We start from the raw sequence: 22,386 nt of genomic DNA, 5'->3' as shown, positions 1-22,386 counted from the left end.
CCCGACAACGACGCCAGGAGATACCCGCCGGTGACCGAGACGCACGCCACATCTGCATCGACCGCGCCGGTGTTCCCGCCCGGCCGGTACGGCCGCCGTCGTACGCCCGGCCGACGTCGGCGGCTGCTGACCACGCTGCTGGTGGTCACCGTGCTGGTGGCGCTCACCGCCGTCTCGTTCCGGCTCTACCGGCAGTACGGCGACCCGGCCTACGGCGCCCAGGTGATCACCTACGGCGAGATCACCGACCAGCAGGTGGTGGTCAACTTCCGGGTGAACCTGCCGGCGGGCGGCTCGGCGGTCTGCGCCCTGCGGGCCCGGGACCACGCCGGGGCGGAGGTGGCCCGCGAGGAGGTCCCGGTGACCGCCGCCGACGGGCAGCGCAGCGTCACCGTCCGGCACTCCCTCGCCACCAGTGCCCGCCCCTTCATCGGCGAGGTCGTCCGCTGCCGCCCGGCGGCCTGAGCCCACCGGAAGCGGCACCGGACCCACCCGGAACGGCGGCCCGGACCCGCTCCTGACCACGGGCCGGACCCGGTCCGACGGCAGGCCGTACGCACCCGGCCTGCGGCGGGAAGGTCACCCGGCGACCCGCGGTCGCCGGCCGCACCAGCGTGATCACCGACACTCCTTGTCGTAGGGCACTGGTAACTTGGAGGTTCACCTGTCAGCCAGCCCGCACAACCGAGGAGGACCGCCTGTGTCCAATGGCAACGAGGCGCCCGCCACCTGGCTGTCCCAGGACGCCTACGACCGCCTGAAGGCCGAGCTCGACGAGTTGATCGCCAACCGGCCGGTCATCGCCGCCGAGATCAACGCGCGGCGCGAGGAAGGTGACCTACGCGAGAACGGCGGCTACCACGCCGCCCGTGAGGAGCAGGGCAAGGCCGAGGGGCGCATCCTCTACCTGAAGGAGCTGCTCCGCACGGCCCAGGTCGGTGAGGCACCGACCGTCGACGCCGTGGCTCCCGGGATGGTCGTGACGATCTACTTCGACGACGACGCCGACGACACAGAGACCTTCCTGCTCGGGTCCCGTGAGATCTCCTCGACCACCGATCTCACCGTCTACAGCCCCGAGTCGGCCCTCGGCCAGGCGATCCTGGGCGGCAAGGCGGGCCAGGCCTGCACCTACACCGCGCCCAGCGGCGCGGACATCAAGGTGACCGTGGTCAGCTTCGAGCCCTTCTCCGGCTGAGCCACCCGCCGACCGACAGAGGTCGGCCGTTCCACCAACCCAGAGGCGTGACACCTGGCGGTGTCACGCCTCTGGCGCGATCGAGACCTGGTAGCCGCTGGCCCGCAACGCACTGATCAGGGTGTCCGAGTGCTCCACACCCCGGGTCTCCACCGACAGCGCCACCTCGACCTCACCGAGGCGCAGGTGCGGGTGGGCCCGCTGGTGCTCCACGTCCACCACGTTGGCCCGGTGTTCGGCGATCTGCCGCAGCAGCGAGGCGAGCTGCCCTGGCCGGTCGGAGCAGCGCACCGTCACCCGCAGGTATCGTCCGGCCGCCGCCAGCCCGTGCTCGATCACCCGCAGCATCAGCAGCGGATCGATGTTGCCCCCGGAGAGGACCGCCACCACCGGCGGCTCCACCTCGACCGCACCGGCCAGCAACGCGGCCACCCCCACCGCGCCGGCCGGCTCCACCACCTGCTTGCCGCGCTCCAACAGCATCAGCAGCGCCCGGGAGATGTCCTCCTCGGTGACCGTGACGATCTCGTCGACGAGCTTGCGGACGTGGGTGAAGGTGACGTCACCGGGCCGACCGACCGCGATGCCGTCGGCGATGGTGGAGAAGTCGGGCAGGCGTACCGGCTCGCCGGCCACCAGTGACGGCGGGAAGGCCGCCGCGCCCGCCGCCTGCACCCCGATCACCCGCACGTCGGGCCGGAGCGCCTTGGCGGCCACCGCCATCCCGGAGACCAGCCCGCCGCCGCCCACCCCGGTGACGATCGTCCTGACCTCGGGACACTGCTCCAGGATCTCCAGTGCCACGGTGCCCTGACCGGCGATCACGTCCCGATGGTCGAACGGGTGGATCAGCACCGCGCCGGTGCGCTCCGCGTACGTCTGCGCGGCCACCAGGGATTCGTCCACCGTGGCACCGACCAGCTCCACCCGGGCGCCGTACCCCTTGGTGGCCACCACCTTCGGCAGCGGCGCGTTGACCGGCATGAAGACGGTGGAGTGCGCGCCGACCAGGCCGGCGGCGAGAGCCACCCCCTGCGCGTGGTTGCCGGCGCTGGCCGCCACCACCCCCCGCTCCCGCTCCGCCGCCGACAGCCGGGAGATCCGCACGTACGCGCCACGCACCTTGTACGACCCCGCGCGCTGGAAGTTCTCGCACTTGAGCCAGACCGGCCCGCCGAGCGCCGCGCTCAGCGGGCGGAAGGGTTCCAGCGGGGTGGTGCGGGTGACCTCGGCGAGCAGTTCCCGCGCCGCCCGCACGTCGTCCAGGCTGACCAGTTCCGTCATGCCCCGATCGTGCCACCCGCCCCACCGGGGTTCCCCACGGCCCGGACGGCGCAGACGCAGACCAGGGCACGTCCGGTACGGCGGCGGCCGGCGTCCACCGGCCGCGCCGGCCACATCGACCGAGCCACCCGCGTCGGTACGCACGATCACGCGCTGGCCGGTGACCCCGTTCCGACGCGCGGGTAACCGGGAGCGTGCCGAGTCCACGGTGCCGCCATCTCGAACTGTCCGGCGACGCCGAGCAGCAGCAGTTCCGACCCGGGTGGCCCGACCAGTTGCACGGCCAGCGGCAACCCGTCCGGGCGACGGCCCACCGGGACCACCAGGGCGGGCAGGCCGGCGATGTTCCACGGTGCCGCGTACGGGGCGTACCTGATGTTCACCAGCATGTTGGCCCGCCAGGACCGGGCCGACCAGCTCGTGGCCGGCGGCGGGGCGCTGGCCAGCGCCGGGGTGAGCAGCAGGTCGACCGAGTGGTCGGCGAAGAAGCCGATGGAGCGCTCACGCCAGGCCGTCCGGTCGGCCTCCCGGACGTACCCGCGCCGCCACGCCCAGTCCCCGAACGTGACGTGTCGACGGCTGCGCGGTTGCAGGTCGCGCCGGTCGATCCCGGCGGCCCGCACGTCAGCGGCGGCGGCGGCGAACCAGGTCGCGATGCCCTGTAGGCCGAGGGCGGTCGGATAGACCGGGTCGGCCGGGACGGCGTCGTGCCCGGCGGCGGCGAGCAGCCGACCGGCGGCGGTGACCGCGTCGCGGTTCGGCGCGTCCGGCGAGACCCCGCGCACCGGCGAGCGCAGCGACACCCCGACCCGCAGCCGCTGCGGCGGGACCAGCTTCTCCTGGGCCCGGCCGGCGAGCACCTGGAAGCCGACCGCCGCGTCGGCGACCGTGGTGGCGAGCATGCCGTGCTCGGTCAGCCCGAACCAGTCCTCCGCGCCGAGCTGGCAGGGCACCACGCCCCGGCCGGGCTTCAGGCCGACCAGGCCGCAGCAGGCCGCCGGGATGCGGATCGAGCCGAGACCGTCGTTGCCGTGCGCGATCGGCACCAGCCCGGCGGCGACCGCCGCCGCCGCGCCGCCCGACGAGCCACCCGGGGTACGCCCCAGGTCCCAGGGGTTGCGGGTGACCGCGGTGCCGTCGTCGGTCACCCCCCAGAGGCCCAGCTCGGGCATCCGGGTGACGCCGAGGATCACCGCGCCCGCGCCGCGCAGCCGGCGGACCACCTCGTGGTCGGCCTCGGCCACCGGGGTACGCGCCGCAGCCGACCCGTTCCAGGTGGGCACCCCGGCCACCGGGGTGTTCTCCTTGACCGCCACCGGCACCCCGGCCAGCGGCAGGTTGCCCAGGTCCTCCTGCTCGTCGACCTTCTCCGCCTCGGCGACCGCCTCCCCGCCGCGTACCGTGCGGAACGCGGCGAGGTCGACGTCGGCCTTCGCGACGTGGTCGAGATGGTCGGCCAGAACCTGGGTGGCGGAGACGTCGCCCCGCCGTACGCCCCGGGCGATCTGTTTGGCGGTCGCCCCGACCCAGGTCGGCATGATGTCCTGCACGGCCACCCTCCCCAGCCAGCGGTCAGCCCAGCGCCTGCTCCAGATCGGCGAGCAGGTCTTCGACCGTCTCGATGCCGACAGACAGTCGCACGAGATCGGAGGGAACTTCAAGCGGCGAGCCGGCAGCGCTGGCGTGTGTCATCCGGCCCGGGTGCTCGATCAGGGATTCCACCCCGCCGAGGGACTCCGCGAGCACGAAGAGTCGGGCCCGGTTGCAGATCTCGACGGCGTGCTCCTCACCCCCGGCCGCCCGGAACGAGATCATGCCGCCGAACCGGCGCATCTGCTTGGCGGCCACCTCGTGACCGGGGTGCGACGGCAGACCCGGGTAGAGGACCTCGCGCACCTTGGCGTGCCCGTCCAGGTAGCCGACGATCCGTTCGGCGTTGTCGCAGTGCCGGTCCATCCGTACCCCGAGGGTCTTGATGCCGCGCAGCGTCAACCAGGCGTCGAACGGGCCGTTGACCGCGCCCATGGCGTTCTGGTGGTAGCGCAGTTCCTCGCCGAGCCCGGCGTCGGCCGCCACCAGCGCCCCACCGACCACGTCGGAGTGACCGCCGACGTACTTGGTGGTGGAGTGCACGATCACGTCCGCGCCGAGGGCGATCGGCTGTTGCAGGTACGGCGAGGCGAACGTGTTGTCCACCACCAGCAGCGCCCCGGCGTCGTGGGCGACGGCAGCGAGGGTGGCGATGTCCGCGATGCCGAGCAGCGGGTTGGTCGGCGTCTCCAACCAGACCACCTTGGTGCTGCCGGGCCGGATCGCGGCCCGGACGGCGTCCGGGTCGGAGACCTTCGCCGGGGTGTACGACAGCCCCCACCGCTGGGCCACCTTGGCGAACAGCCGGTACGTGCCGCCGTACGCGTCGTCCGGGATCACCACGTGGTCGCCGGGGCCGCAGACGGTCCGCAGCAGCGTGTCCTCGGCGGCCAGACCGCTGGCGAAGGCGAGACCGACCGGCCCGCCCTCCAGCGCGGCCAGGCACTCCTGGAGCGCGTCCCGGGTGGGGTTGCCGGAACGGCTGTACTCGTATCCGAGCCGGGGCGCACCGACGGCGTCCTGGGCGTACGTGCTGGTCTGGTATATCGGTGGGATCACCGCGCCGGTGCGGGCCTCCGGGTCCTGGCCGGCGTGAATCGCGAGCGTCTCGAAGCCGTGGGTCATGACGCAGACGTTAGTCCTCCCCCGCGTCCCAGCGTGTGGGAGCCGACTCACCGAGTCGCCCGGCCCACCATGTCGTCCTGTGCGCGATAATGGGCGGGTGAACTCGACCAAGACCCTGCCATCCCGCCTGATCGGCGCGGCCGAGCGCGTCCCGCCCTCGCTGTCGCTGCTGACCGGTCCGGCTGACGGCCGCGTCGCCCTGCCGGTACGGCTGGCATGGTCCGGTCTGACCGAGTTCGATGTGAGCGACGCACGGCAGCGTCTGACGCTGTACCGCACGTTGTTGGACTGCGGCCAGCGCGAGGACGTTATTCGCTATGTCAACGCCACTCTGCTGCGCGCCGACTGGCCCCGGATCCGGCGGTTGACTTCCCGACGCCTGGTTGCCCTCTGGGAGCGACAGCTCCCAGAGTTGGCCACCTGATCAATGGACGAACTGCATCGGCAGTTGTTGCGCCTTGGCTTCGAAGCCGGCAATGATCTCGGCTTGGTTCTCGCAGGTGGTTACGCCCTGTCAGCGCACGAGCTGACCAACAGACCCTCACGAGACATCGATTTCGCCACCGCGACCGACATGTCGTTGTCGGCGGTGGCCGAGCGGCTCGCAGACGCCTACGTCACTGCCGGCTTCACCGCTCGCATAATCGAGGCCACCCCGCGAATGGCTCGACTTGTGGTGTCCGCAGAAGCGACAGCGTGCGAGGTAGATCTTCTGAAGGAGGCGATCGGGCCACCCGCGCAACTCACCATCGGCCCTGTCCTCGCCTTCGAGGACGCGGTCGGACTCAAGGTACGCGCACTGCACGACCGCGCAGCCCACCGGGACTACATCGACATCAGTGCCGCCAACGGCCGACTGAACTGGCACGAACTTGAGTCTCTGGGGGCGCGGCACACCGTCGCCTTCTCCTTGGAGGAGTTGGCCGACCGGCTTGGCGGCGTCCGCGAACTCGATGACGAGACGTTCATGGCCTACGGGCTCAGCGAGGACGACGTCAGGGCGCTGTGCGGGTGGGCGATCGCCTGGGAGACGGACATCCGGTCCCGGTTGGCGAACGGCGAGACCGGCCCGATCGGCGTTACTGAGGACGAGTGGGATACCTACCTCGATCCACCTGATGCTGTTGGTGGGCCAGCAGGCAGAGTTTCGCCGCCGGCCATAACCTGAGCCGATGGCGGGATGTGTGTTCTGCGGGATCGTGGCGGGCGAGGTGCCGGCGTTCCGGGTGGTCGACACCGCCGACGGCGTGGCGTTCCTGGACACCCGTCCGGTGTTCAAGGGGCACGTCCTGGTGGTGCCCCGTACGCATCTGGTCACCCTCGCCGACCTGCCGCCGGAGTCGCTGGCCGGCTATTTCGGGCTGGTCCGGCGACTCACCGTCGCGGTGGAGACCGGGCTGGGCGCGGGCGGCACGTTCGTGGCGATGAACAACAAGGTGTCCCAGTCGGTGCCGCACCTGCACACCCACGTGGTTCCCCGGACCAAGGGCGACGGTCTGCGGGGCTTCTTCTGGCCGCGTACCCGCTACGCCGACGACGCCGAGGCGACCGCGTACGCCGAGCGTGTGCGGGACGCCGTGCCGGGCGGCGCCTGACCGCGCGCGGGGCGGGTAAGGAAGTGGGGTCCGCCGGTGTTGCACGCGGGGAAGGACGAAAGGAGTTCCACCGTGTTCCTCCGCAGCATGAAGGCCGAGATGATCTCTCCTGACCGTGCCCTGCCCGGCCGCGCGATCGCGATGCCGGTCGCCGACCGGCACGAGGTGCTCGGGACCCCCCTCAAGGGGCCGTTTCCCGAGGGCTCGCAGGTCGCCGTCTTCGGCATGGGGTGTTTCTGGGGTGCCGAGCGGTTGTTCTGGACCCTCCCGGGCGTCTACACCACCTCCGTCGGATACGCGGGTGGGTACACCCCGAATCCGACCTACGAGGAGGTCTGTTCCGGCGGGACAGGGCACGCCGAGGTGGTCCAGGTCGTGTACGACCCCGCGACGATCAGTTTCGAGGACCTGCTGAAGGTCTTCTGGGAGAACCACGACCCGACCCAGGGCATGCGCCAGGGCAACGACGTCGGTACGCAGTACCGCTCGACGATCTACACCACCACCGACGAGCAGTTCGCCACCGCCGTGGCGTCCCGGGAGGCGTTCGCGCCGATCGTGGCCCGCGCCGGCAAGGGCGAGATCACCACGGAGATCAGCCGCCTCGGCGACTACTTCCTGGCCGAGGACTATCACCAGCAGTACTTGGCACCCACCAAGAACCCCAACGGCTACTGCAACCACGGCCCGAACGGGCTGAGCTGCCCGGTCGGCGTGGCGCGTACCGCCGGCTGACCGTCTCGCGTGCCGGCTCGCCCACCCGGGCGGGCCGGCAGGTGCCCGGAGATCGCCGATGATCCAAATTGCGGCGCTCGTCACAGTCGGGCAGGTAGGGCAAGTAGGACAAACCGCTACAGGCGGGCCCCGATCGCCCGCGCTCGCCGGGAGATGACACCCGGTTGATCGCGCGGGCGCGGATGATAGCAATGCTGTTACACGACCGTCATGGTCTCAACAGGCGAATCGCAACAACCTCTGGCAGCATTGGCTCGCATGTGCGGACTAGCTGGGGAGTTCCGACGGGACGCGTCGCGTGCCGACGTCGGGACGGTGGAGCGAATGGCCGCCACGATGTGCGACCGGGGGCCTGACGGTGGCGGTGTGTGGGCCCAGGGACCGGTCGCTCTCGGCCATCGTCGTCTGAAGATCATCGACCTGTCGGCCGCCAGCGGCCAACCCATCGTCGACTCGGCCGCCGGCCTGACCGGCGTCTTCAACGGCTGCATCTACAACTACCGCGAGTTGCGCGCCGAGTTGGCGGCCAAGGGCCACCACTTCTTCTCCAGCGGTGACAGCGAGGTCGTCATCAAGGCGTACGCCGAGTGGGGGCTCGACTTCGTCGACCACCTGGTCGGCATGTTCGCCGTGGCGATCACCGAACGCGACACCGGCCGTCTGGTGCTCGCCCGGGACCGGCTCGGCATCAAGCCGCTCTACCTCGCCGAGACGCCCGGCGTGGTGCGCTTCGCCAGCACCCTGCCCGCCCTGGTGGCAGGTGGCGGCGTGGACACCACCATCGACCCGGTCGCGCTGGCCCACTACCTCAGCTTCCACAGCATCGTGCCGCCGCCGCGCACCATCCTGCGCGGCGTCACCAAGCTGCCTCCGGCCACCGTCCGGGTCTACGAGCCCGACGGCGCCACCCACGAGCGCGTCTACTGGGACCCGTCCTTCCTGCGTCGGGACGAGTACTCCGGCTGGTCGGAGAAGGACTGGCAGGACGCGCTGCTGGAGTCGCTGACCACCGCCGTACGGCGGCGCATGGTCGCCGACGTGCCGGTGGGCGTGCTGCTCTCCGGCGGCCTGGACTCCAGCCTGGTGGTGGCCCTGCTCGCCGGTGAGGGGCAGCGCGGGCTCGCCACCTTCTCGATCGGCTTCGACGCGGTCGGCGGCCGGGAGGGCGACGAGTTCCGCTACTCCGACGTGGTCGCCAAGACCTTCGACACCGACCACCACCAGCTCCGGGTGGCCGCCCAGGACCTGGTGCCGCCGCTGGAGGCCGCCGTGGCGGCCATGAGTGAACCCATGGTCAGCCACGACTGCGTCGCGTTCTACCTGCTCAGCCAGGAAGTCTCCCGACACGTCAAGGTGGTCCAGTCCGGCCAGGGCGCCGACGAGATCCTGGGCGGCTACCACTGGTACCCGCCGCTGGCGGAGGTCGGCCGCGAGCAGGCGCTCGACACGTACGCCAAGGCCTTCTTCGACCGCGACGCCAGCGGCCTGGCCCAGGTGCTCAACCGGGACTGGCTGACCGGCACCGACCCGGCGCGGGAGTTCGTCGCCGCGCACCTGGCGCGGGCCGGCGCGCAGACCGCGGTCGACGCCGGGCTGCGCCTCGACACGCAGATCATGCTCACCGACGACCCGGTCAAGCGGGTCGACAACATGACCATGGCGCACGGGCTGGAGGCCCGGGTGCCCTTCCTGGATCACGAGTTCGTCGAACTGGCCGCCGCCTGCCCCCCGGAGCTGAAGCTGGCTCAGGGTGGCAAGGGGGTGCTCAAGGAGATCGGCCGCCGGGTCCTGCCGCACGAGGTCATCGACCGGCCGAAGGGCTACTTCCCGGTCCCCGGCCTCACCCACCTGGAGGGCAAGCTCCTCGACCGGGTACGCGACGCGCTCTCCGCGCCCGAGGCCCGACGCCGCGACCTGTTCCGCACCGATTACGTCAACGCCCTGCTCGACGCTCCCAACGCCGAACTGACCCCGTTGAACGGAAACAAGCTGTGGCAACTCGGACTCCTGGAAATGTGGCTCCAGAGCCACGGAATCGACTGACCGTGACCGACACCCTGGCGACCGGGGTGGCCCGGACCGACCGAGGTCGAGGCGCGGGACGTCGCTACGAGCGGGTCGGGCCGGGCGGTGATCCGATCGCCGCGAGCCCCGGCGGGGACGCCACCGACGACGACCGTGCCGGCGGCGACGAGGGCGTCATCCTCGACTGCGGGTGGGGGCGGCTGGTCTTCGGCCAGACCTTCACCGACCAGGCCGCCGTCGCCGACGTGCTGCGCTCCGAGGCGGCCGGCGCGCGGGACATCTGCATCTATCTGCGGGACCCGCACGTGCTGGTCTCCCGGCTGCCCGACGAGTTGTTCATCGACCCGTCGCTGACCTTCCGGCTGCCGCTGGGCGGGGCCCGCTCGGGTCCGCGTCGGGCCGACGGCACGACCGAGGAGGCCGGCAACGCCGACACCCCGGCCGCCGTGAACGGGCGCGGCGAACTGCCCGGGGTACGCATCCGCCGGCTGCGCGACGCCGCCGACGCGGACGCCGTCAACCGGATCTACGCGGCCAACGGCATGGTCACCGCCCCGGTGGACATCCTGGTCGACAACGCCGCCACGGACCGTTTCCTGCACCTCGTGGCCGAGGCGGTGACCGGCGAAATCGTCGGCACCATCACCGGTGTCGACCACGTGGCGGTCTTCGACGACCCGGACAACGGGGCCAGCCTCTGGTGCCTGACGGTCGACTTCAACCAGGCGCCCCCCGGCACCGGCCAGGCGCTGATCACCGAGCTGGCCACCCGGCTGGTGGCGCGGGGCCGCGCGTACGTCGACCTCTCCGTGCTCGCCGAGAACGCCGGGGCGATCCGGCTGTACGAGCGGCTCGGCTTCTATCGCACCGCCACGCTCTGCGTGAAGCGGAAGAACCCGATCAACGAGCGGCTGTTCCTGCCGGCCATGCCGGCCGGTTACGACGAGCTCAACCCGTACGCGAAGATCGTCGCCGACGAGGCGATGCGCCGGGGCATCCGGGTGGAGGTGACCGACGCGGCCTGGGGTGAGCTGCGGCTGACCAGCGGCGGTCGGACCATCCTCACCCGGGAGTCGCTCTCCGAGCTGACCTCGGCGGTGGCCATGAGCCGCTGCGACGACAAGCGGGTCACCCGCCGCATCCTGACCGAGGCCGGCCTCTCGGTGCCGCGCGGGCGGACCGCCACCGGTGACGCCGCCGACGCGGAGTTCCTGGCCGATCTAGGCCAACTGGTGGTCAAGCCGGCCCGGGGCGAACAGGGCAACGGCATCACCGTCGGCGTCCGCACCGACGAGGCGCTGGCCGCCGCCGTCGAACTGGCCGCCCGGTTCTGCCCCGAGGTGCTGCTGGAGGAGCTCTGCACCGGTGAGGACCTGCGGGTCGTCATGATCGACCACGAGGTGGTGGCCGCCGCCGTACGCCGCCCTGCCTCGATCACGGGTGACGGCGTGCACGACATCACCGAGCTGATCGCGCGGCAGAGTCGCCGTCGGGCCGCCGCCACCGGTGGCGAGTCCCGCATCCCGCTCGACGAGATGACCCGGGACGTGGTCACCGAGGCCGGGTACGCGCTCTCCGACATCCTGCCCGAGGGCCAGGTGCTGGCCGTACGGCGGACCGCGAACCTGCACACCGGCGGCACCATCCACGACGTCACCGGCGAGCTGCACCCGGTGATCGCGGAGGCGTGCGTGGCCGCCAGCCGGGCCCTCGACATCCCGGTCACCGGCCTCGACCTGTTGGTTCCCGCCCCGGACCGACCCGAGCACGTCTTCATCGAGGCCAACGAGCGGCCGGGGCTGGCCAACCACGAGCCCCAGCCCACCGCCGAACGCTTCGTGGATCTACTTTTCCCCGGGACTCGGGCACCGCAACGGTTGTGGACCCCGGCCGGTGCGGCACCATCTGGGGCATGACCGTACGCAAGACCACTCCGCTCCCCATCGACCTGGACTATCTGCGTCAGGTGATGGTGGAGTTGTTGGACATCCCGAGCCCGTCGGGGCGCACCGACCACGTGCAGCAGTACGTCGGTGAGCGCCTGTCGGCGCTCGGCATCCCGTCGACGCTGACCCGCCGGGGCGCGCTCAGCGCCTGCCTGCCCGGCCCTCGGGAAACCGGGGCAGACAGGGCGATCGTGGTACACACCGACACCATCGGCGGGATGGTCAAGCGCCTGAAGGAGAACGGTCGGCTGGAGTTGAACCCGATCGGCACGCACAGCGCGCGGTTCGCCGAGGGCGCCCACGTCCGGGTCTTCACCGACGACCTGGACCGGGTGGTCACCGGTCAGGTCCTGCCGCTCAAGGCCAGCGGGCACCGCTACAACGAGGCGGTGGACGAGCAGGGCATCGGCTGGGACCAGGTCGAGGTACGCATCGACGAGCCGGTAGAGGACATCGCCGGCCTGCGGGCGCTCGGCATCGACGCGGGCGACTTCGTGGCGTTCCTGCCCAACCCGACGGTCACGCCCAGCGGCTACGTCAAGTCCCGGCACCTGGACGACAAGGCCGGCGTGGCGGCGGTGCTGGCCGCGATGAAGGCGATGGTCGACGCGGGCGTGAAGCCCGCCGTCACCGCGCACCTGCTGGTCACCGTGACGGAGGAGATCGGCCACGGCGCGTCGCACGGGCTCGACCCGGACGTGGCCGAGATCGTCTCGGTGGACGCGGCGGTGGTCGCCCCCGGGCAGCAGTCCCGGGAGAACGCCGCCACGCTGGCGATGGGCGACGGGGTGGGACCGTTCGACTACCACCTGACCCGGAACCTCGCGGCGATCGCCCGCGAACACGACGTCGACCTGGTCCGCGACGTCTTCGACTACTACCGCTCGGACGTGGCGGCGGCGGTCGAGGCGGGCGCGCACGCCCGGGTGGCCCTGCTCGGCTTCGGGGTCGACGCCACGCACGGGCACGAACGCACCCACCTGGACGGGCTGCACCACCTGGCCCAGTTGCTCTGCCTCTATCTCCAGAGCGACCTGGTGTTCCCCGAGTGGGACGCCGAGCCGGAGGGCGACCTGGCCGACTTCCCGTCGCTGGCGGTGCAGCCGGCCAGCGCGGACGGCCCCCGCAAGGGCCCGATCGGCATCGCCCAGGACTGACCGGTACGCCCGGCACGGGCCGCCCCGACAGATGTGATCGAAATCCGTTGCCGGTGCGGCCGTCGCTGGATAACGTGGCGGTACACGTGAAAGGAGGTGGTCCAGACTTGTATAGCAATCGGACTCGTGAGGTGGCTGTCCGCTAGCCGCTGTCCTCGACAGTGACCGTCTGTTCCGCAGGCGGGCAGTGACAAGCGTCGAGACCGTGTGGCAGCGGTGCGGCGAATCCACGACAAGCCACCCGACCCCCGGGGTGCCGACTCAGTCCAGTCGGTCCGCGCCAGCGCGGAAACCCCGGGGGTCGCCCTTTGTCCGGGCCCCCCTGGAGGTCGTCGTGTCCATGCGCGAGCTGGTGGTGCTGGGAACGGCCAGCCAGACACCGACCCGGGCCCGCAACCACAACGGGTACGTGCTCCGCTGGGACGACGAGGTGATCCTCTTCGACCCGGGCGAGGGCAGCCAGCGGCAACTGCTGCACACCACGGTCACCGCCACCGACCTGACCCGGATCTGCGTCACCCACTTCCACGGCGACCACTGCCTCGGCCTGCCCGGCACCATCCAGCGCCTCTCGCTGGACCGGGTGCCGCGACCGGTGGCGGTGCACTTCCCGGCCGAGGGCGCCGAGTACTTCGCCCGGCTGCGGCACGCCAGCTCCTTCCACGAGACCGCCGAGCTGGCCGTCACACCGATCGAGGCGGACGGCCAGCGCATCGCGCTGCGTTGCGGCACGCTGGAGGCACGTCGACTACGGCACCCCGTCGACACGTACGGCTATCGGCTGGTGGAGCCGGACGGCTACCGGATGCTGCCGGAGAAGCTGGCCGCGTACGGCGTCGACGGGCCGGCGGTCGGCGAGCTGCAGCGCGTCGGCCACCTCGACCGGGACGGGCGGCGCGTCACCCGGGAGGAGGTGAGCGTGCCCCGCCCCGGGCAGCGGTTCGCCTTCGTGATGGACACCGGCCTCTGCGACGGGGTGTACGCGCTGGCCGAGCAGGCCGACCTGCTGGTCATCGAGTCGACGTTCCTGGAGTCGGAGGCGGCACTCGCCGCCGAGGTCGGGCACCTGACCGCCGGCCAGGCCGCGCGGGTGGCGGCCGAGTCGGGGGTGCGCCGACTCGTGCTGACCCACTTCTCCCAGCGCTACGCCGACCCGTTCCGCTTCGCCGAGGAGGCCCGCCGGCACTACGACGGGGACCTGGTGATCGCCGAGGATCTGACCACGATTCAGGTGCCGCCCCGCCGGGTACCCTCGGCGGAGTGAGTGTCACGCTGCGTGCCGCAACCGCCGAGGACCTGATGGCGGTGGGCCGGCTCCACCAGAGCTCGCGCGTCGCCGCCTACTCGTCGTTCCTGCCGCCGGAGGCGTTGGCCGACCCGAGCCCGGAGGCCATGGGTGAGTACTGGGCCGAGCGATGGATCTGGGAGCGTGACAGCCACCGGATGATCCTGGCCATGCGGGGTGACGCCCTCGCCGGCTTCAGCTACTCCGGCCCGGACGACGAGGACGACCCGGACACCGGGCTGCTGTGCGCGATCCACCTCGCTCCCGCCGAGCGCGGTAGGGGCGTCGGTCGGGCGCTGATGGTCGACGCCCTGGCGAGCATGCGGACGCGGGGCTGGCGCCGCGCGGCGCTCTGGGTGCTGCGCGAGAACGAGTCCGCCCGCCGCTTCTACGAGCGTGGCGGCTGGTCCCCCACCGGAGTCGAACGCGTCGAGCTGATCGGTACGACGCAGACCCCCCAACTGCGCTACACCCGTGCGGTGTAAGGAAGGGCACCTTCTTAACGCCTGCGGTAGAGCAGGGGTCCCCTGCTAACAGTCGATCTCACAGCTCCACGACATCGGATCACGCGCCGTCCTGGTCGGAGTCGACGGCAAAGTTGATCACTCCGAGGTAGCCGTCGCCGTCCTCGGTCACCCGCAACAACATGCTGTCGGCGTAGATGGAGTCGTCGTCGTTGAAAGTGTCCCGCCCGGTGTGCGCCGCGTACGGCTGGCTGGCATAAACCCTGCTGTTCAGCGCCTCGTCGAACATCACCTGGGTGGTCAGCACCCGCGAGTTGTCGACGTGCACCATCGCGTGGATGTGCACGGTGCGACCGCGGTACCAGCCGGGCCAGATCGTGACGAACTCGACGATGCCGTCGGCGTTGGTGACCTGCGCCCCGCGCAGGTAACGCTGGTCGTCGGTCGGGGTCAGATCGGCCGTGTCCCCGCCACCGGAGTCGCCCCCGGGAGGGCCGACACCAGGACCTCCACCCCCGGGTGCGCCATTCGGCGGGGTGCCGCCGTGGCCACCATCGGGCGGGGTGCCGCCGCCGGAGGCACCGTTCGCGCCCGAGGACTGGGCCTCCGCGCCCGAGTAGAGACCGGCCGCGTCGCAGTGCCAGATCTCCACCACCGCATTCGGCAGCGGCCCGCACTGCTCGCTGTCCTGCACCCGGATGGCCAGTCGGAGCCGTACGCCCTCGCGGTCCTCCCGGATGTCGCTGCGGATCTTGTCCGCGTCGAAGTAGTACGGCCCCTGGGTGGTGCTCGCCGTCAGCGTGCAGGTGTTCGCGCCGTCGAAGAGCGCGGTGAGATCGTTCGCGGTGGTCGCCAGTGGGGCGACGGTCTCACCGGTCGAGGTGGTGACGGTGCCACCGTCCCGGCCGCACGCCGCCAGCAGGCCGGCCAGCCCGACCGACCCGATGCCGGCGATGATGCGACGCCGACTGACCCGTTGCCCCTCATGGTGGTCGTAGCCCATCTGTTCCTCCCGATCGTTGCCCTGGCAGCGACGATAGAAACGGGAAGTAGGCATCTGCTTTGGCCCGCTTGTGCAACTGCTGTGCGTCGGCGGGCCGCCGGACAGAGGGAGTCAGACGCCGGGCTGTTAACCGACGTCCAGCGGGCCGTTCTGCGCGTTAGTAGGGGACCCCTGCTATGCACGAGGCGTTAATAAGGTGCCCTTCCTTACACCTCAGCGGGCGCCGAGGTGGGCGAGCAGGTCCTGGCGGGTGAGGACGCCCTTGGGCTTGCCGTCGATCAGCACCAGCGCGGCGTCGGACTTCTCCAGCAGGTTGACCGCCTCGCTGACTGGCTGGCCACCACCGATCATCGGCAGCGCCGGCCCCATGTGCCGCTCGATCGTGTCGTGCAGCTGGGCCTGTCCGGTGAAGAGCGCGTCCAGCAGGTCCCTCTCGGCGATCGAGCCGGCCACCTCGCCGGTCACCACCGGCGGCTCGGCCTTGAGCACCGGGAGCTGCGAGACGCCGTACTCGCGCATGTAGTCGACCGCGTCGCGGACCGTCTCGGTGGGGTGCACGTGGACCAGTTCGGGGAGCTGCCCCGGCTTGGCGGCCAGCGCCTGTGCCACGGTCGGCTCGGAGCCGGAGTTGTCCAGGAAGCCGTACCGGGCCATCCAGGCGTCGTTGAAGATCTTGGACAGGTAGCCCCGGCCGCCGTCCGGCAGCAGCACCACGATCACGTCGTCCGGCCCGGCGGCGCGGGCCACCTCCAGTGCCGCCACCGCCGCCATCCCGCAGGAGCCGCCGACCAGTAGCCCCTCCTCGCGGGCCAGCCGCCGGGTCATCTCGAAGGACTGCTTGTCCGACACCTCGATGATCTCGTCGGCCACGTCCCGGTCGTAGGTCTCCGGCCAGAAGTCCTCACCGACCCCCTCGACCAGGTACGGCCGGCCAGTGCCGCCGGAGTAGACCGAGCCCTCCGGGTCCGCGCCGATGACCTTGACCTTGCCGCCGGACGCCTCCTTCAGGTAGCGCCCGATCCCGGAGATGGTGCCGCCGGTGCCCACGCCCGCGACGAAGTGCGTGATCCGGCCCTCGGTCTGCTTCCACAACTCCGGACCGGTGGTCTCGTAGTGCGAGCGGGGGTTGGCCGGGTTGGCGTACTGGTTGGGCTTCCAGGCGCCGGGGATCTCCCGGGCCAGCCGGTCGGAGACGTTGTAGTAGGAGCGCGGGTCCTCGGGCGCGACGGCGGTCGGGCAGACGACCACCTCGGCGCCGTACGCCCGCAGCACGTCCTGCTTGTCCTGGCTGACCTTGTCGGGGCAGACGAACACGCACCGGTAGCCCTTGAGCTGCGCCACCAGGGCCAGCCCGACACCGGTGTTGCCGCTGGTCGGCTCGACGATGGTGCCACCGGGCCGGAGGATGCCGGCGGCCTCGGCATCCTCGACCATCCGCACCGCGATCCGGTCCTTGACCGAGCCGCCGGGGTTGAGGTACTCCACCTTCGCCAGCACGGTCGCCTGGATGCCCTCGGCGACGGTACGCAGTCGTACCAGCGGGGTGTTGCCGATCATCTCGACGACGTTGTCGTAGTACTGCACCTCGTTGTGCCCTTTCCTCCGGCGCCGGCGCCGGAGGCCGGGCGGGTGACTCGCGTGATTCCCGCGCCCAGGGTACGTCGGGTCAGGGCACCACGTGCCCCGGGATCACGGAGCCGCCCCGCGCCTCCCACTCCAGGAAACGCTCGGTCTCGGCCAGCACGGCACCGGCCAACCAGGTCACCATCACCGCGTCGTCGATCAGCCCGAACACCGTCAGGAACATCTCCGGCACGGCGTCGATCGGCGAGACGATGTAGGCCGTGGCCGCCGTCATCATCGCCAGCCGCAGGCCGCCGTCGTACTGTCCGCGGGCGGTGGCCCCGATCATCCTGGGCAGCGCCCCGACCCGTGCGCCGATCGACGGACCGCCCCGGGCACCGGCCGTCAGCGCCCGGGCCAGGGCGACGAACGCCGCACCCCGTTTCAACGTCTTAGCCATCGTCGTGCTCCTCTCCACCGTGCAGCGTGACGACCCGGCGCAACCTCCACGATCCGTCACACGACGCCACAGCGCCAAGTACCCGGATCGGTCGTTTTCCAGGCATCAGCGCAGAGTGCTCGACGACAGCGAGCCGTCGTACCCGCGCGCTAGTGTCGCTTCATGGGGGTGGTTGATTCCGTCGTCTCGGATCGTCCGCGCTGGCAGCACGCGCGGCGGGTGGCCCTTGCCGCCGCGATCGGCACGGGTGCCACGGTGGCCGCCGCGGCGGCCACCACCGGGGTGCTGTTCGGCCAGGCCCGGCAGGCCCGACGGACCATCCCGATGGCCGAGGCACCACCGCCGCGCTGCGACGGGGTCTACGGTGCGAAGTTCCCGGGTACGCCGATCACCGTGGTCGTGCTCGGCGACTCCTCGGCCGCCGGCTACGGCGTGCACCGCCGCCGCGAGACGCCTGGTGCCCTGTTGGCGACCGGTCTGTCCCGGCGGCTGCGACGGCCGGTCCGGCTGCACCGCTTCGCCGTGGTCGGCGCCATCTCGGCGGGCCTGCGCTTCCAGGTCGAGGCGGCCGTGGACTGCGATCCCGACGTCGCGGTCATCCTGATCGGCGCCAACGACGTGACCAACCGGACGCCACCCGCCCTGGCCATCCGCCATCTCGCCGAGGGGGTTCGCGCGTTGCGGGCGGCCGGGGCCGAGGTCGTCGTCGGCACCTGTCCCGACCTGGGGGCGATCCGGCCGATCCAGCCGCCGCTGCGCTGGCTGGCCCGTCGGTGGAGTCGGCAGCTCGCCGCCGCCCAGACCGTCGCCGTCGTGTCGGCGGGCGGTTGGACGGTCTCCCTCGGTGACCTGCTCGGTCCCCGGTTCGACGCCGAGCCGGGACGGATGTTCGCCTGGGACCGGTTCCATCCGTCCGCCGAGGGTTATGCGGCAGCCGCCGCCGCCCTGTTGCCCACGGTGGTCTCCGCGCTCGGGCAGGGAGCCGAACGCGGGCCTTCGCGCATGCGCCCGGAAGGCGTACGGTCATTGCCGAGGGCCGCTCAGGAAGCGGCCCAGCACCCGGGGACGGAGGTCAGCGGAACGCAGGTCCGTGGCAGCGAGAGCGGGCCGGCCGGCCGGTGGGCACAGCTTCGCCGCCGGGGTTTCTTCGGGGGCGGCACGACGCCACAGCCGACCTCCGCGATCGACTCACCCGCAGTGGAGGGACTCAGATGACTGAGCGGATCAGGCAGCAGCACGGGCCACGGTGTACCGGCACGCGCCTGGGAGCGACACGATGACCGGGCGGTCGCCCGGCGCTCGGGTCGCCCGCACGGCCGCCGTCTCCCTGCTCGCCAGCACGCTCGGCGGTGCCGCCGTCCTGGCCGGTCAGGCCGTGGCGGCACGCAACCGCCGGTACGCCCAGCCGGAGCTGGGGCTGGCGCTGCGGGCCACGGTCGGTCGCAGCGACGCGCCGGTGCTGCGTCTGGTGCTGCTCGGCGACTCCTCGGCGCTCGGCGTCGGGGTCGACCGTCTGGGCGACACCATCGGCGGTCAACTGGCCGAGCTGCTCGCCGAGGGACCCGCCGGGCGGCAGGTGCAGCTGTCCAGCGTCGGCGTCTCCGGTTCCCGCTCGACCGACCTGGCCACCCAGGTGGCGCGGGCACTGCTCGGCGAGCGGCCGGACGTCGCGGTCATCCTGGTCGGCGCGAACGACGTGACCAGCATGCGCCGCCCGGCCGACGCCGCTGCCTACCTCGGTGCCGCCGTGCACCGGCTGCGCCAGGCGGGCGTCGAGGTCGTCGTCGGCACCTGCCCGGACCTGGGGGCGGTCCGCGCGATCGCCCCGCCCCTGCGTCAGGTCGTCGGCCTGGTGGGGCGCTGGGTGGCGCGGGCGCAGACCGGCGCGGTCCTGGACGCCGGTGGCACGGTCGTCGACCTGGGCACCGAGACCGGTCCGGTGTTCCGGGCCGACGCGGGCACGTTCTGCCACGACGGCTACCACCCCTCCGCCGACGGCTACCGGGTCTGGGCGCACGCCCTGCTGCCGGCCGTGGTCGCCGCAGCGGCGGTCACGCCTCGTCGCTGACCTGGGTCGATCAGGCCGACGTGGCGGGGTGACATTTCCCGACGGCGGAAAACTTCCGCTGCAAGTTACCGCCGAGTTAGCGTGAGCGCATGCCGATTGAGTCGTCCCGCGACGCCGTGATCGTCGCCACCGCCCGCTCCCCCATCGGCCGGGCCCACAAGGGTTCGCTCCGCGATGTCCGGCCGGACGACCTCGCCGCCACCATCGTGCAGGCCGCCCTGGACAAGATCCCCCAACTCGACCCACGCGAGATCGACGACCTCTACCTGGGGTGCGGTCTGCCCGGTGGTGAGCAGGGCTTCAACATGGCCCGGGTGGTCGCCGTCCTGATGGGCCTGGACGGCCTGCCCGGTGCCACGACCACCCGCTACTGCGCCTCGTCCCTGCAGACCACCCGGATGGCGATGCACGCGATCCGCGCCGGTGAGGGGGACGTCTTCGTCTCCGCCGGGGTCGAGACCGTCTCCCGCTATGCCCGGGGCAACTCCGACGTCCTGCCCCCGGAGGCACAGGCCCTGCTGGGACGCTGGGAGAACCCCCGGTTCGCCGAGGCGCGGGACCGCTCCAGGAGCCGCACGGAAGCCGGTGCTCCGGTCTGGACCGACCCGCGCGAGCAGGGCGCGCTGCCCGACGTCTACCTGGCCATGGGGCAGACCGCCGAGAACCTGGCCCAGGTGCACGACGTCAGCCGTGCCGACATGGACGCCTTCGGCGTCCGCAGCCAGAACCTGGCGGAGAAGGCGATCGCCGACGGCTTCTGGGCCCGCGAGATCACCCCGGTCACCACTCCGGACGGCACCGTGGTCACCGCCGACGACGGCCCGCGTGCCGGGGTGACGCTGGAGGCGGTCTCCGCGCTCAAGCCGGTGTTCCGACCGGACGGGCGGATCACCGCCGGCAACTGCTGCCCGCTCAACGACGGCGCCGCCGCCGTGGTCGTGATGAGTGCCCAACGGGCCGAGGAGTTGGGTGTCACCCCGCTGGCCCGGATCGTCTCGACCGGCGTCACCGCGCTGTCGCCGGAGATCATGGGGCTCGGTCCGGTCGAGGCCAGCCGGCAGGCGCTGGCACGTGCCGGTATGGCCATCGACGACGTCGACCTGGTGGAGATCAACGAGGCGTTCGCGGCGCAGGTGATCCCGTCGTACCGGCAGCTCGGCATCCCCGAGGAGAAGCTGAACGTGGCCGGCGGCGCGATCGCGGTCGGTCACCCGTTCGGGATGACCGGCGCCCGGATCACCGGCACCCTGCTCAACGCGTTGCAGTGGCACGACGGGACCATCGGCCTGGAGACCATGTGCGTCGGCGGCGGGCAGGGCATGGCGATGGTCCTCGAACGCCTGAACTGAGGCGGTTCCTAGAGCGCGGTGCGGGTCGCGGCCACCTCGGCGGCGGCCCGCGCCAGCACTTGCTCGGTGGGGCCGGCGGCCAGCAGGTCGGCGGCGACCACCCGGAGCTGGTCGGGCAGGACGAGGTCGTTGCCGAGCCGGGGCACGGTACGCCGGGGTTGCCCCTCCGCGTCGGCGGCCAGGTCGGCGATCTCCTGCACCAACCGGTGCACCAGGTCCGCCCGGGACACGTCGCCCCGGGAGGCGGTGGCCGCCCAGCGGGGGTGCTGCCAGTGCCCGACCTGCCGCACCAGCAGTTCGACTCCTCGCCCCACCTCGTCCCGCCCCGGCGAATCACCCATCCCCGCACTGTACGCACCGCCCGGGAACCGGCGATCATGCCCGCCGCCGACGGGTCCGACTACGAACGACGGCGCCCGCCCCACGGTGGGGCGGGCGCCGGTCGGTCGCTGGGCGGCGATGATCAGTCGTCGCCTTGGAAGTAGCTCAGCAGGCGCAGCATCTCGATGTAGAGCCAGATCAGGCTGACCAGGATGCCGAAGGCGGCGACCCAGGAGTAGCGCTGCGGCAGGCCCATCCGGACGCCGTCCTCGACCTCCTTGAAGCTGAGGATGAAGCTCAGCGAGGCGACCACGATGCAGACGATGCTGAACCCGATGGCCAGCGGGCTGCCGTCACGCAGACCGGTGTTCACACCGAACATCGCCAGCACCAGGTTGATCAGCATGACGGCGAAGAGACCCGCCATCACGGCGACCATGCCCTTGACGAACTTCGGCGTCGCCCGGATGACCTTCGCCCGGTAGAGCATGGTCATCACGAAGAAGACACCGAAGGTGGCGGTCACCGCCTGGACCACGATGCCGTCGTACAGCGACTCGAAGAACTTGCTCACCGCGCCGACGAGCACGCCCTGGACCACCGCGTACGCGATGACCAGAGCCGGGTTCGCCATCTTGGAGAACGAGATGATCATGCCGAGCACAAGGCCCACGACGGCGGCACCGATCCAGGCGACGCCGAGCAGCGCGTCGGGCACCATCACCCAGGCCGCCGCGCCGGTCACACCGACGATGGCCAGGAGCATGACGGTCTTGACCACCACGTCGTCGATCGACATGGGGGTGACCGCCGGCGGCGCGGACGGGTAACCCGGCGCACCGGGGTAACCGGCCTGCGGCGGGTACTGCTGCTGGGGGTATCCGGGCTGTCCGTACGGCCCGGTCGGGGCGTACCCGGCGGCACGCTCCCGCTCGGCCGCCTGGCCGAGCCGGGCGAGCACCGGGTTCGAAGTCTTCACTCTCTGGCCTCCCTAAGGGGGTCGTGGCACGTCAACGCGCGCTACAAGAGTAGACGGCCGGAGCAGCGCGATGTCGATCGGAATGCTGAGGGAACCCTGAGAGTGCCCGGGGCGGGGGTCGAACCCGCACGCCTTGCGGCAGCCGCTTTTAAGGCGGCCGTGTCTGCCGTTCCACCACCCGGGCGGGTGACCCCGACGCGACGACACGCGTGGTGCAGTGCCACGGTAGCGGGTTCCCG

At 71.6% G+C, this 22,386-nt stretch carries 22 protein-coding genes and 1 tRNA gene; 14 read left to right on the top strand and 9 right to left on the bottom strand.

Annotation, left to right across the window (positions count from 1 at the left end):
* The first annotated feature begins 30 nt into the window (after window positions 1-30).
* A complete protein-coding gene (locus HUT12_RS04800; protein WP_176092598.1) occupies window positions 31-465 on the top strand; it encodes a DUF4307 domain-containing protein in 435 nt (144 codons plus the stop codon).
* Between the two features lie 235 nt (window positions 466-700).
* Window positions 701-1,198 (top strand): transcription elongation factor GreA, encoded by a 498-nt coding sequence (gene greA, locus HUT12_RS04795; protein ID WP_131053387.1) that lies wholly within the window; start codon window positions 701-703, stop codon window positions 1,196-1,198.
* A gap of 63 nt (window positions 1,199-1,261) precedes the next feature.
* Here the strand turns inward: greA and ilvA are convergent, their stop codons facing one another.
* The 3 genes from ilvA to HUT12_RS04780 form a co-directional block, all read right to left on the bottom strand.
* Window positions 1,262-2,482, bottom strand: a complete 1,221-nt coding sequence (gene ilvA, locus HUT12_RS04790) for a threonine ammonia-lyase (RefSeq protein WP_131053386.1) — start codon at window positions 2,480-2,482, stop codon at window positions 1,262-1,264.
* Between the two features lie 146 nt (window positions 2,483-2,628).
* Window positions 2,629-4,038: an amidase gene (locus HUT12_RS04785; protein WP_176092597.1), complete on the bottom strand. Its 1,410-nt coding sequence runs from the start codon at window positions 4,036-4,038 to the stop codon at window positions 2,629-2,631.
* Window positions 4,039-4,054: 16 nt separating this feature from the next.
* Window positions 4,055-5,197: a cystathionine gamma-synthase gene (locus HUT12_RS04780; protein ID WP_176092596.1), complete on the bottom strand. Its 1,143-nt coding sequence runs from the start codon at window positions 5,195-5,197 to the stop codon at window positions 4,055-4,057.
* Window positions 5,198-5,294: 97 nt separating this feature from the next.
* Between HUT12_RS04780 and HUT12_RS04775 the strand changes: the two genes are divergently transcribed.
* The 9 genes from HUT12_RS04775 (at window position 5,295) to HUT12_RS04735 (ending at window position 14,425) form a co-directional block, all read left to right on the top strand.
* A complete protein-coding gene (locus tag HUT12_RS04775) occupies window positions 5,295-5,621 on the top strand; it encodes a hypothetical protein (RefSeq protein WP_176092595.1) in 327 nt (108 codons plus the stop codon).
* Between the two features lie 3 nt (window positions 5,622-5,624).
* Window positions 5,625-6,365, top strand: a complete 741-nt coding sequence (locus HUT12_RS04770) for a nucleotidyl transferase AbiEii/AbiGii toxin family protein (RefSeq protein WP_176092594.1) — start codon at window positions 5,625-5,627, stop codon at window positions 6,363-6,365.
* 4 nt (window positions 6,366-6,369) lie between these two features.
* Window positions 6,370-6,792, top strand: coding sequence for an HIT family protein (locus HUT12_RS04765; protein WP_131053548.1), 423 nt, complete (start codon window positions 6,370-6,372; stop codon window positions 6,790-6,792).
* Window positions 6,793-6,864: 72 nt separating this feature from the next.
* Complete coding sequence (gene msrA, locus HUT12_RS04760) at window positions 6,865-7,527, top strand: peptide-methionine (S)-S-oxide reductase MsrA (protein ID WP_176092593.1); 663 nt, start codon at window positions 6,865-6,867, stop codon at window positions 7,525-7,527.
* 258 nt (window positions 7,528-7,785) lie between these two features.
* Window positions 7,786-9,570 (top strand): N-acetylglutaminylglutamine amidotransferase, encoded by a 1,785-nt coding sequence (locus HUT12_RS04755; RefSeq protein ID WP_131053546.1) that lies wholly within the window; start codon window positions 7,786-7,788, stop codon window positions 9,568-9,570.
* A 2-nt stretch (window positions 9,571-9,572) separates the two neighbouring features.
* Complete coding sequence (gene ngg, locus HUT12_RS04750) at window positions 9,573-11,468, top strand: N-acetylglutaminylglutamine synthetase (RefSeq protein WP_176092592.1); 1,896 nt, start codon at window positions 9,573-9,575, stop codon at window positions 11,466-11,468.
* Window positions 11,465-12,655, top strand: a complete 1,191-nt coding sequence (locus tag HUT12_RS04745) for an osmoprotectant NAGGN system M42 family peptidase (RefSeq protein WP_131053544.1) — start codon at window positions 11,465-11,467, stop codon at window positions 12,653-12,655. Before ngg ends, HUT12_RS04745 begins: the two co-directional genes overlap by 4 nt.
* Before the next feature lie 334 nt (window positions 12,656-12,989).
* Entirely contained in the window at window positions 12,990-13,919 is a 930-nt protein-coding gene (locus HUT12_RS04740) for a ribonuclease Z (protein WP_176092591.1), read from the top strand.
* On the top strand, window positions 13,916-14,425 hold the full coding sequence (locus tag HUT12_RS04735) for a GNAT family N-acetyltransferase (RefSeq protein ID WP_176092590.1): 510 nt from the start codon (window positions 13,916-13,918) through the stop codon (window positions 14,423-14,425). Before HUT12_RS04740 ends, HUT12_RS04735 begins: the two co-directional genes overlap by 4 nt.
* A 79-nt stretch (window positions 14,426-14,504) precedes the next feature.
* Here the strand turns inward: HUT12_RS04735 and HUT12_RS04730 are convergent, their stop codons facing one another.
* The 3 genes from HUT12_RS04730 to HUT12_RS04720 all read right to left on the bottom strand — a co-directional run bounded on the left by HUT12_RS04730 (window position 14,505) and on the right by HUT12_RS04720 (window position 17,430).
* Window positions 14,505-15,461 (bottom strand): intradiol ring-cleavage dioxygenase, encoded by a 957-nt coding sequence (locus HUT12_RS04730; protein WP_217705946.1) that lies wholly within the window; start codon window positions 15,459-15,461, stop codon window positions 14,505-14,507.
* Between the two features lie 159 nt (window positions 15,462-15,620).
* Entirely contained in the window at window positions 15,621-16,991 is a 1,371-nt protein-coding gene (locus HUT12_RS04725; RefSeq protein WP_131053541.1) for a cystathionine beta-synthase, read from the bottom strand.
* Between the two features lie 82 nt (window positions 16,992-17,073).
* Entirely contained in the window at window positions 17,074-17,430 is a 357-nt protein-coding gene (locus tag HUT12_RS04720) for a YkvA family protein (RefSeq protein ID WP_131053540.1), read from the bottom strand.
* A gap of 162 nt (window positions 17,431-17,592) precedes the next feature.
* Between HUT12_RS04720 and HUT12_RS04715 the strand changes: the two genes are divergently transcribed.
* The 3 genes from HUT12_RS04715 to HUT12_RS04705 all read left to right on the top strand — a co-directional run bounded on the left by HUT12_RS04715 (window position 17,593) and on the right by HUT12_RS04705 (window position 20,847).
* On the top strand, window positions 17,593-18,645 hold the full coding sequence (locus HUT12_RS04715; RefSeq protein WP_176092589.1) for an SGNH/GDSL hydrolase family protein: 1,053 nt from the start codon (window positions 17,593-17,595) through the stop codon (window positions 18,643-18,645).
* 61 nt (window positions 18,646-18,706) lie between these two features.
* Window positions 18,707-19,498 (top strand): SGNH/GDSL hydrolase family protein, encoded by a 792-nt coding sequence (locus tag HUT12_RS04710; protein ID WP_131055979.1) that lies wholly within the window; start codon window positions 18,707-18,709, stop codon window positions 19,496-19,498.
* An 89-nt stretch (window positions 19,499-19,587) separates the two neighbouring features.
* Entirely contained in the window at window positions 19,588-20,847 is a 1,260-nt protein-coding gene (locus HUT12_RS04705; RefSeq protein WP_176092588.1) for an acetyl-CoA C-acetyltransferase, read from the top strand.
* A gap of 8 nt (window positions 20,848-20,855) precedes the next feature.
* Here the strand turns inward: HUT12_RS04705 and HUT12_RS04700 are convergent, their stop codons facing one another.
* From HUT12_RS04700 to HUT12_RS04690, 3 genes are all read right to left on the bottom strand, one after another.
* Window positions 20,856-21,188 carry a hypothetical protein gene (locus HUT12_RS04700; RefSeq protein ID WP_131055975.1) on the bottom strand — a complete coding sequence of 111 codons (333 nt, stop codon included), beginning with the start codon at window positions 21,186-21,188 and terminating at the stop codon, window positions 20,856-20,858.
* A gap of 122 nt (window positions 21,189-21,310) precedes the next feature.
* Window positions 21,311-22,147, bottom strand: coding sequence for a Bax inhibitor-1/YccA family protein (locus HUT12_RS04695; RefSeq protein ID WP_176092587.1), 837 nt, complete (start codon window positions 22,145-22,147; stop codon window positions 21,311-21,313).
* Between the two features lie 103 nt (window positions 22,148-22,250).
* A tRNA-Leu gene (locus HUT12_RS04690) sits at window positions 22,251-22,331 on the bottom strand.
* Window positions 22,332-22,386: the final 55 nt, after the last annotated feature.

Origin of the sequence: Verrucosispora sp. NA02020, from assembly GCF_013364215.1 — a bacterium.
Lineage (GTDB): Bacteria > Actinomycetota > Actinomycetes > Mycobacteriales > Micromonosporaceae > Micromonospora.
The sequence above is the reverse complement of the archived record's forward strand: the minus strand, read 5'-3'. Positions and strand labels throughout refer to the sequence as shown.

Coding starts and splice junctions, on each gene's coding strand:
- HUT12_RS04720 (WP_131053540.1), bottom strand. CDS start 17,430: ATGGCTAAGACGTTGAAACGGGGTGCGGCGTTCGTCGCCCTGGCCCGG.
- HUT12_RS04755 (WP_131053546.1), top strand. CDS start 7,786: ATGTGCGGACTAGCTGGGGAGTTCCGACGGGACGCGTCGCGTGCCGAC.
- HUT12_RS04765 (WP_131053548.1), top strand. CDS start 6,370: ATGGCGGGATGTGTGTTCTGCGGGATCGTGGCGGGCGAGGTGCCGGCG.
- ilvA (WP_131053386.1), bottom strand. CDS start 2,482: ATGACGGAACTGGTCAGCCTGGACGACGTGCGGGCGGCGCGGGAACTG.
- HUT12_RS04780 (WP_176092596.1), bottom strand. CDS start 5,197: ATGACCCACGGCTTCGAGACGCTCGCGATTCACGCCGGCCAGGACCCG.
- HUT12_RS04705 (WP_176092588.1), top strand. CDS start 19,588: ATGCCGATTGAGTCGTCCCGCGACGCCGTGATCGTCGCCACCGCCCGC.
- HUT12_RS04715 (WP_176092589.1), top strand. CDS start 17,593: ATGGGGGTGGTTGATTCCGTCGTCTCGGATCGTCCGCGCTGGCAGCAC.
- HUT12_RS04730 (WP_217705946.1), bottom strand. CDS start 15,461: ATGCCTACTTCCCGTTTCTATCGTCGCTGCCAGGGCAACGATCGGGAG.
- HUT12_RS04710 (WP_131055979.1), top strand. CDS start 18,707: ATGACCGGGCGGTCGCCCGGCGCTCGGGTCGCCCGCACGGCCGCCGTC.
- HUT12_RS04700 (WP_131055975.1), bottom strand. CDS start 21,188: ATGGGTGATTCGCCGGGGCGGGACGAGGTGGGGCGAGGAGTCGAACTG.
- HUT12_RS04745 (WP_131053544.1), top strand. CDS start 11,465: ATGACCGTACGCAAGACCACTCCGCTCCCCATCGACCTGGACTATCTG.
- HUT12_RS04770 (WP_176092594.1), top strand. CDS start 5,625: ATGGACGAACTGCATCGGCAGTTGTTGCGCCTTGGCTTCGAAGCCGGC.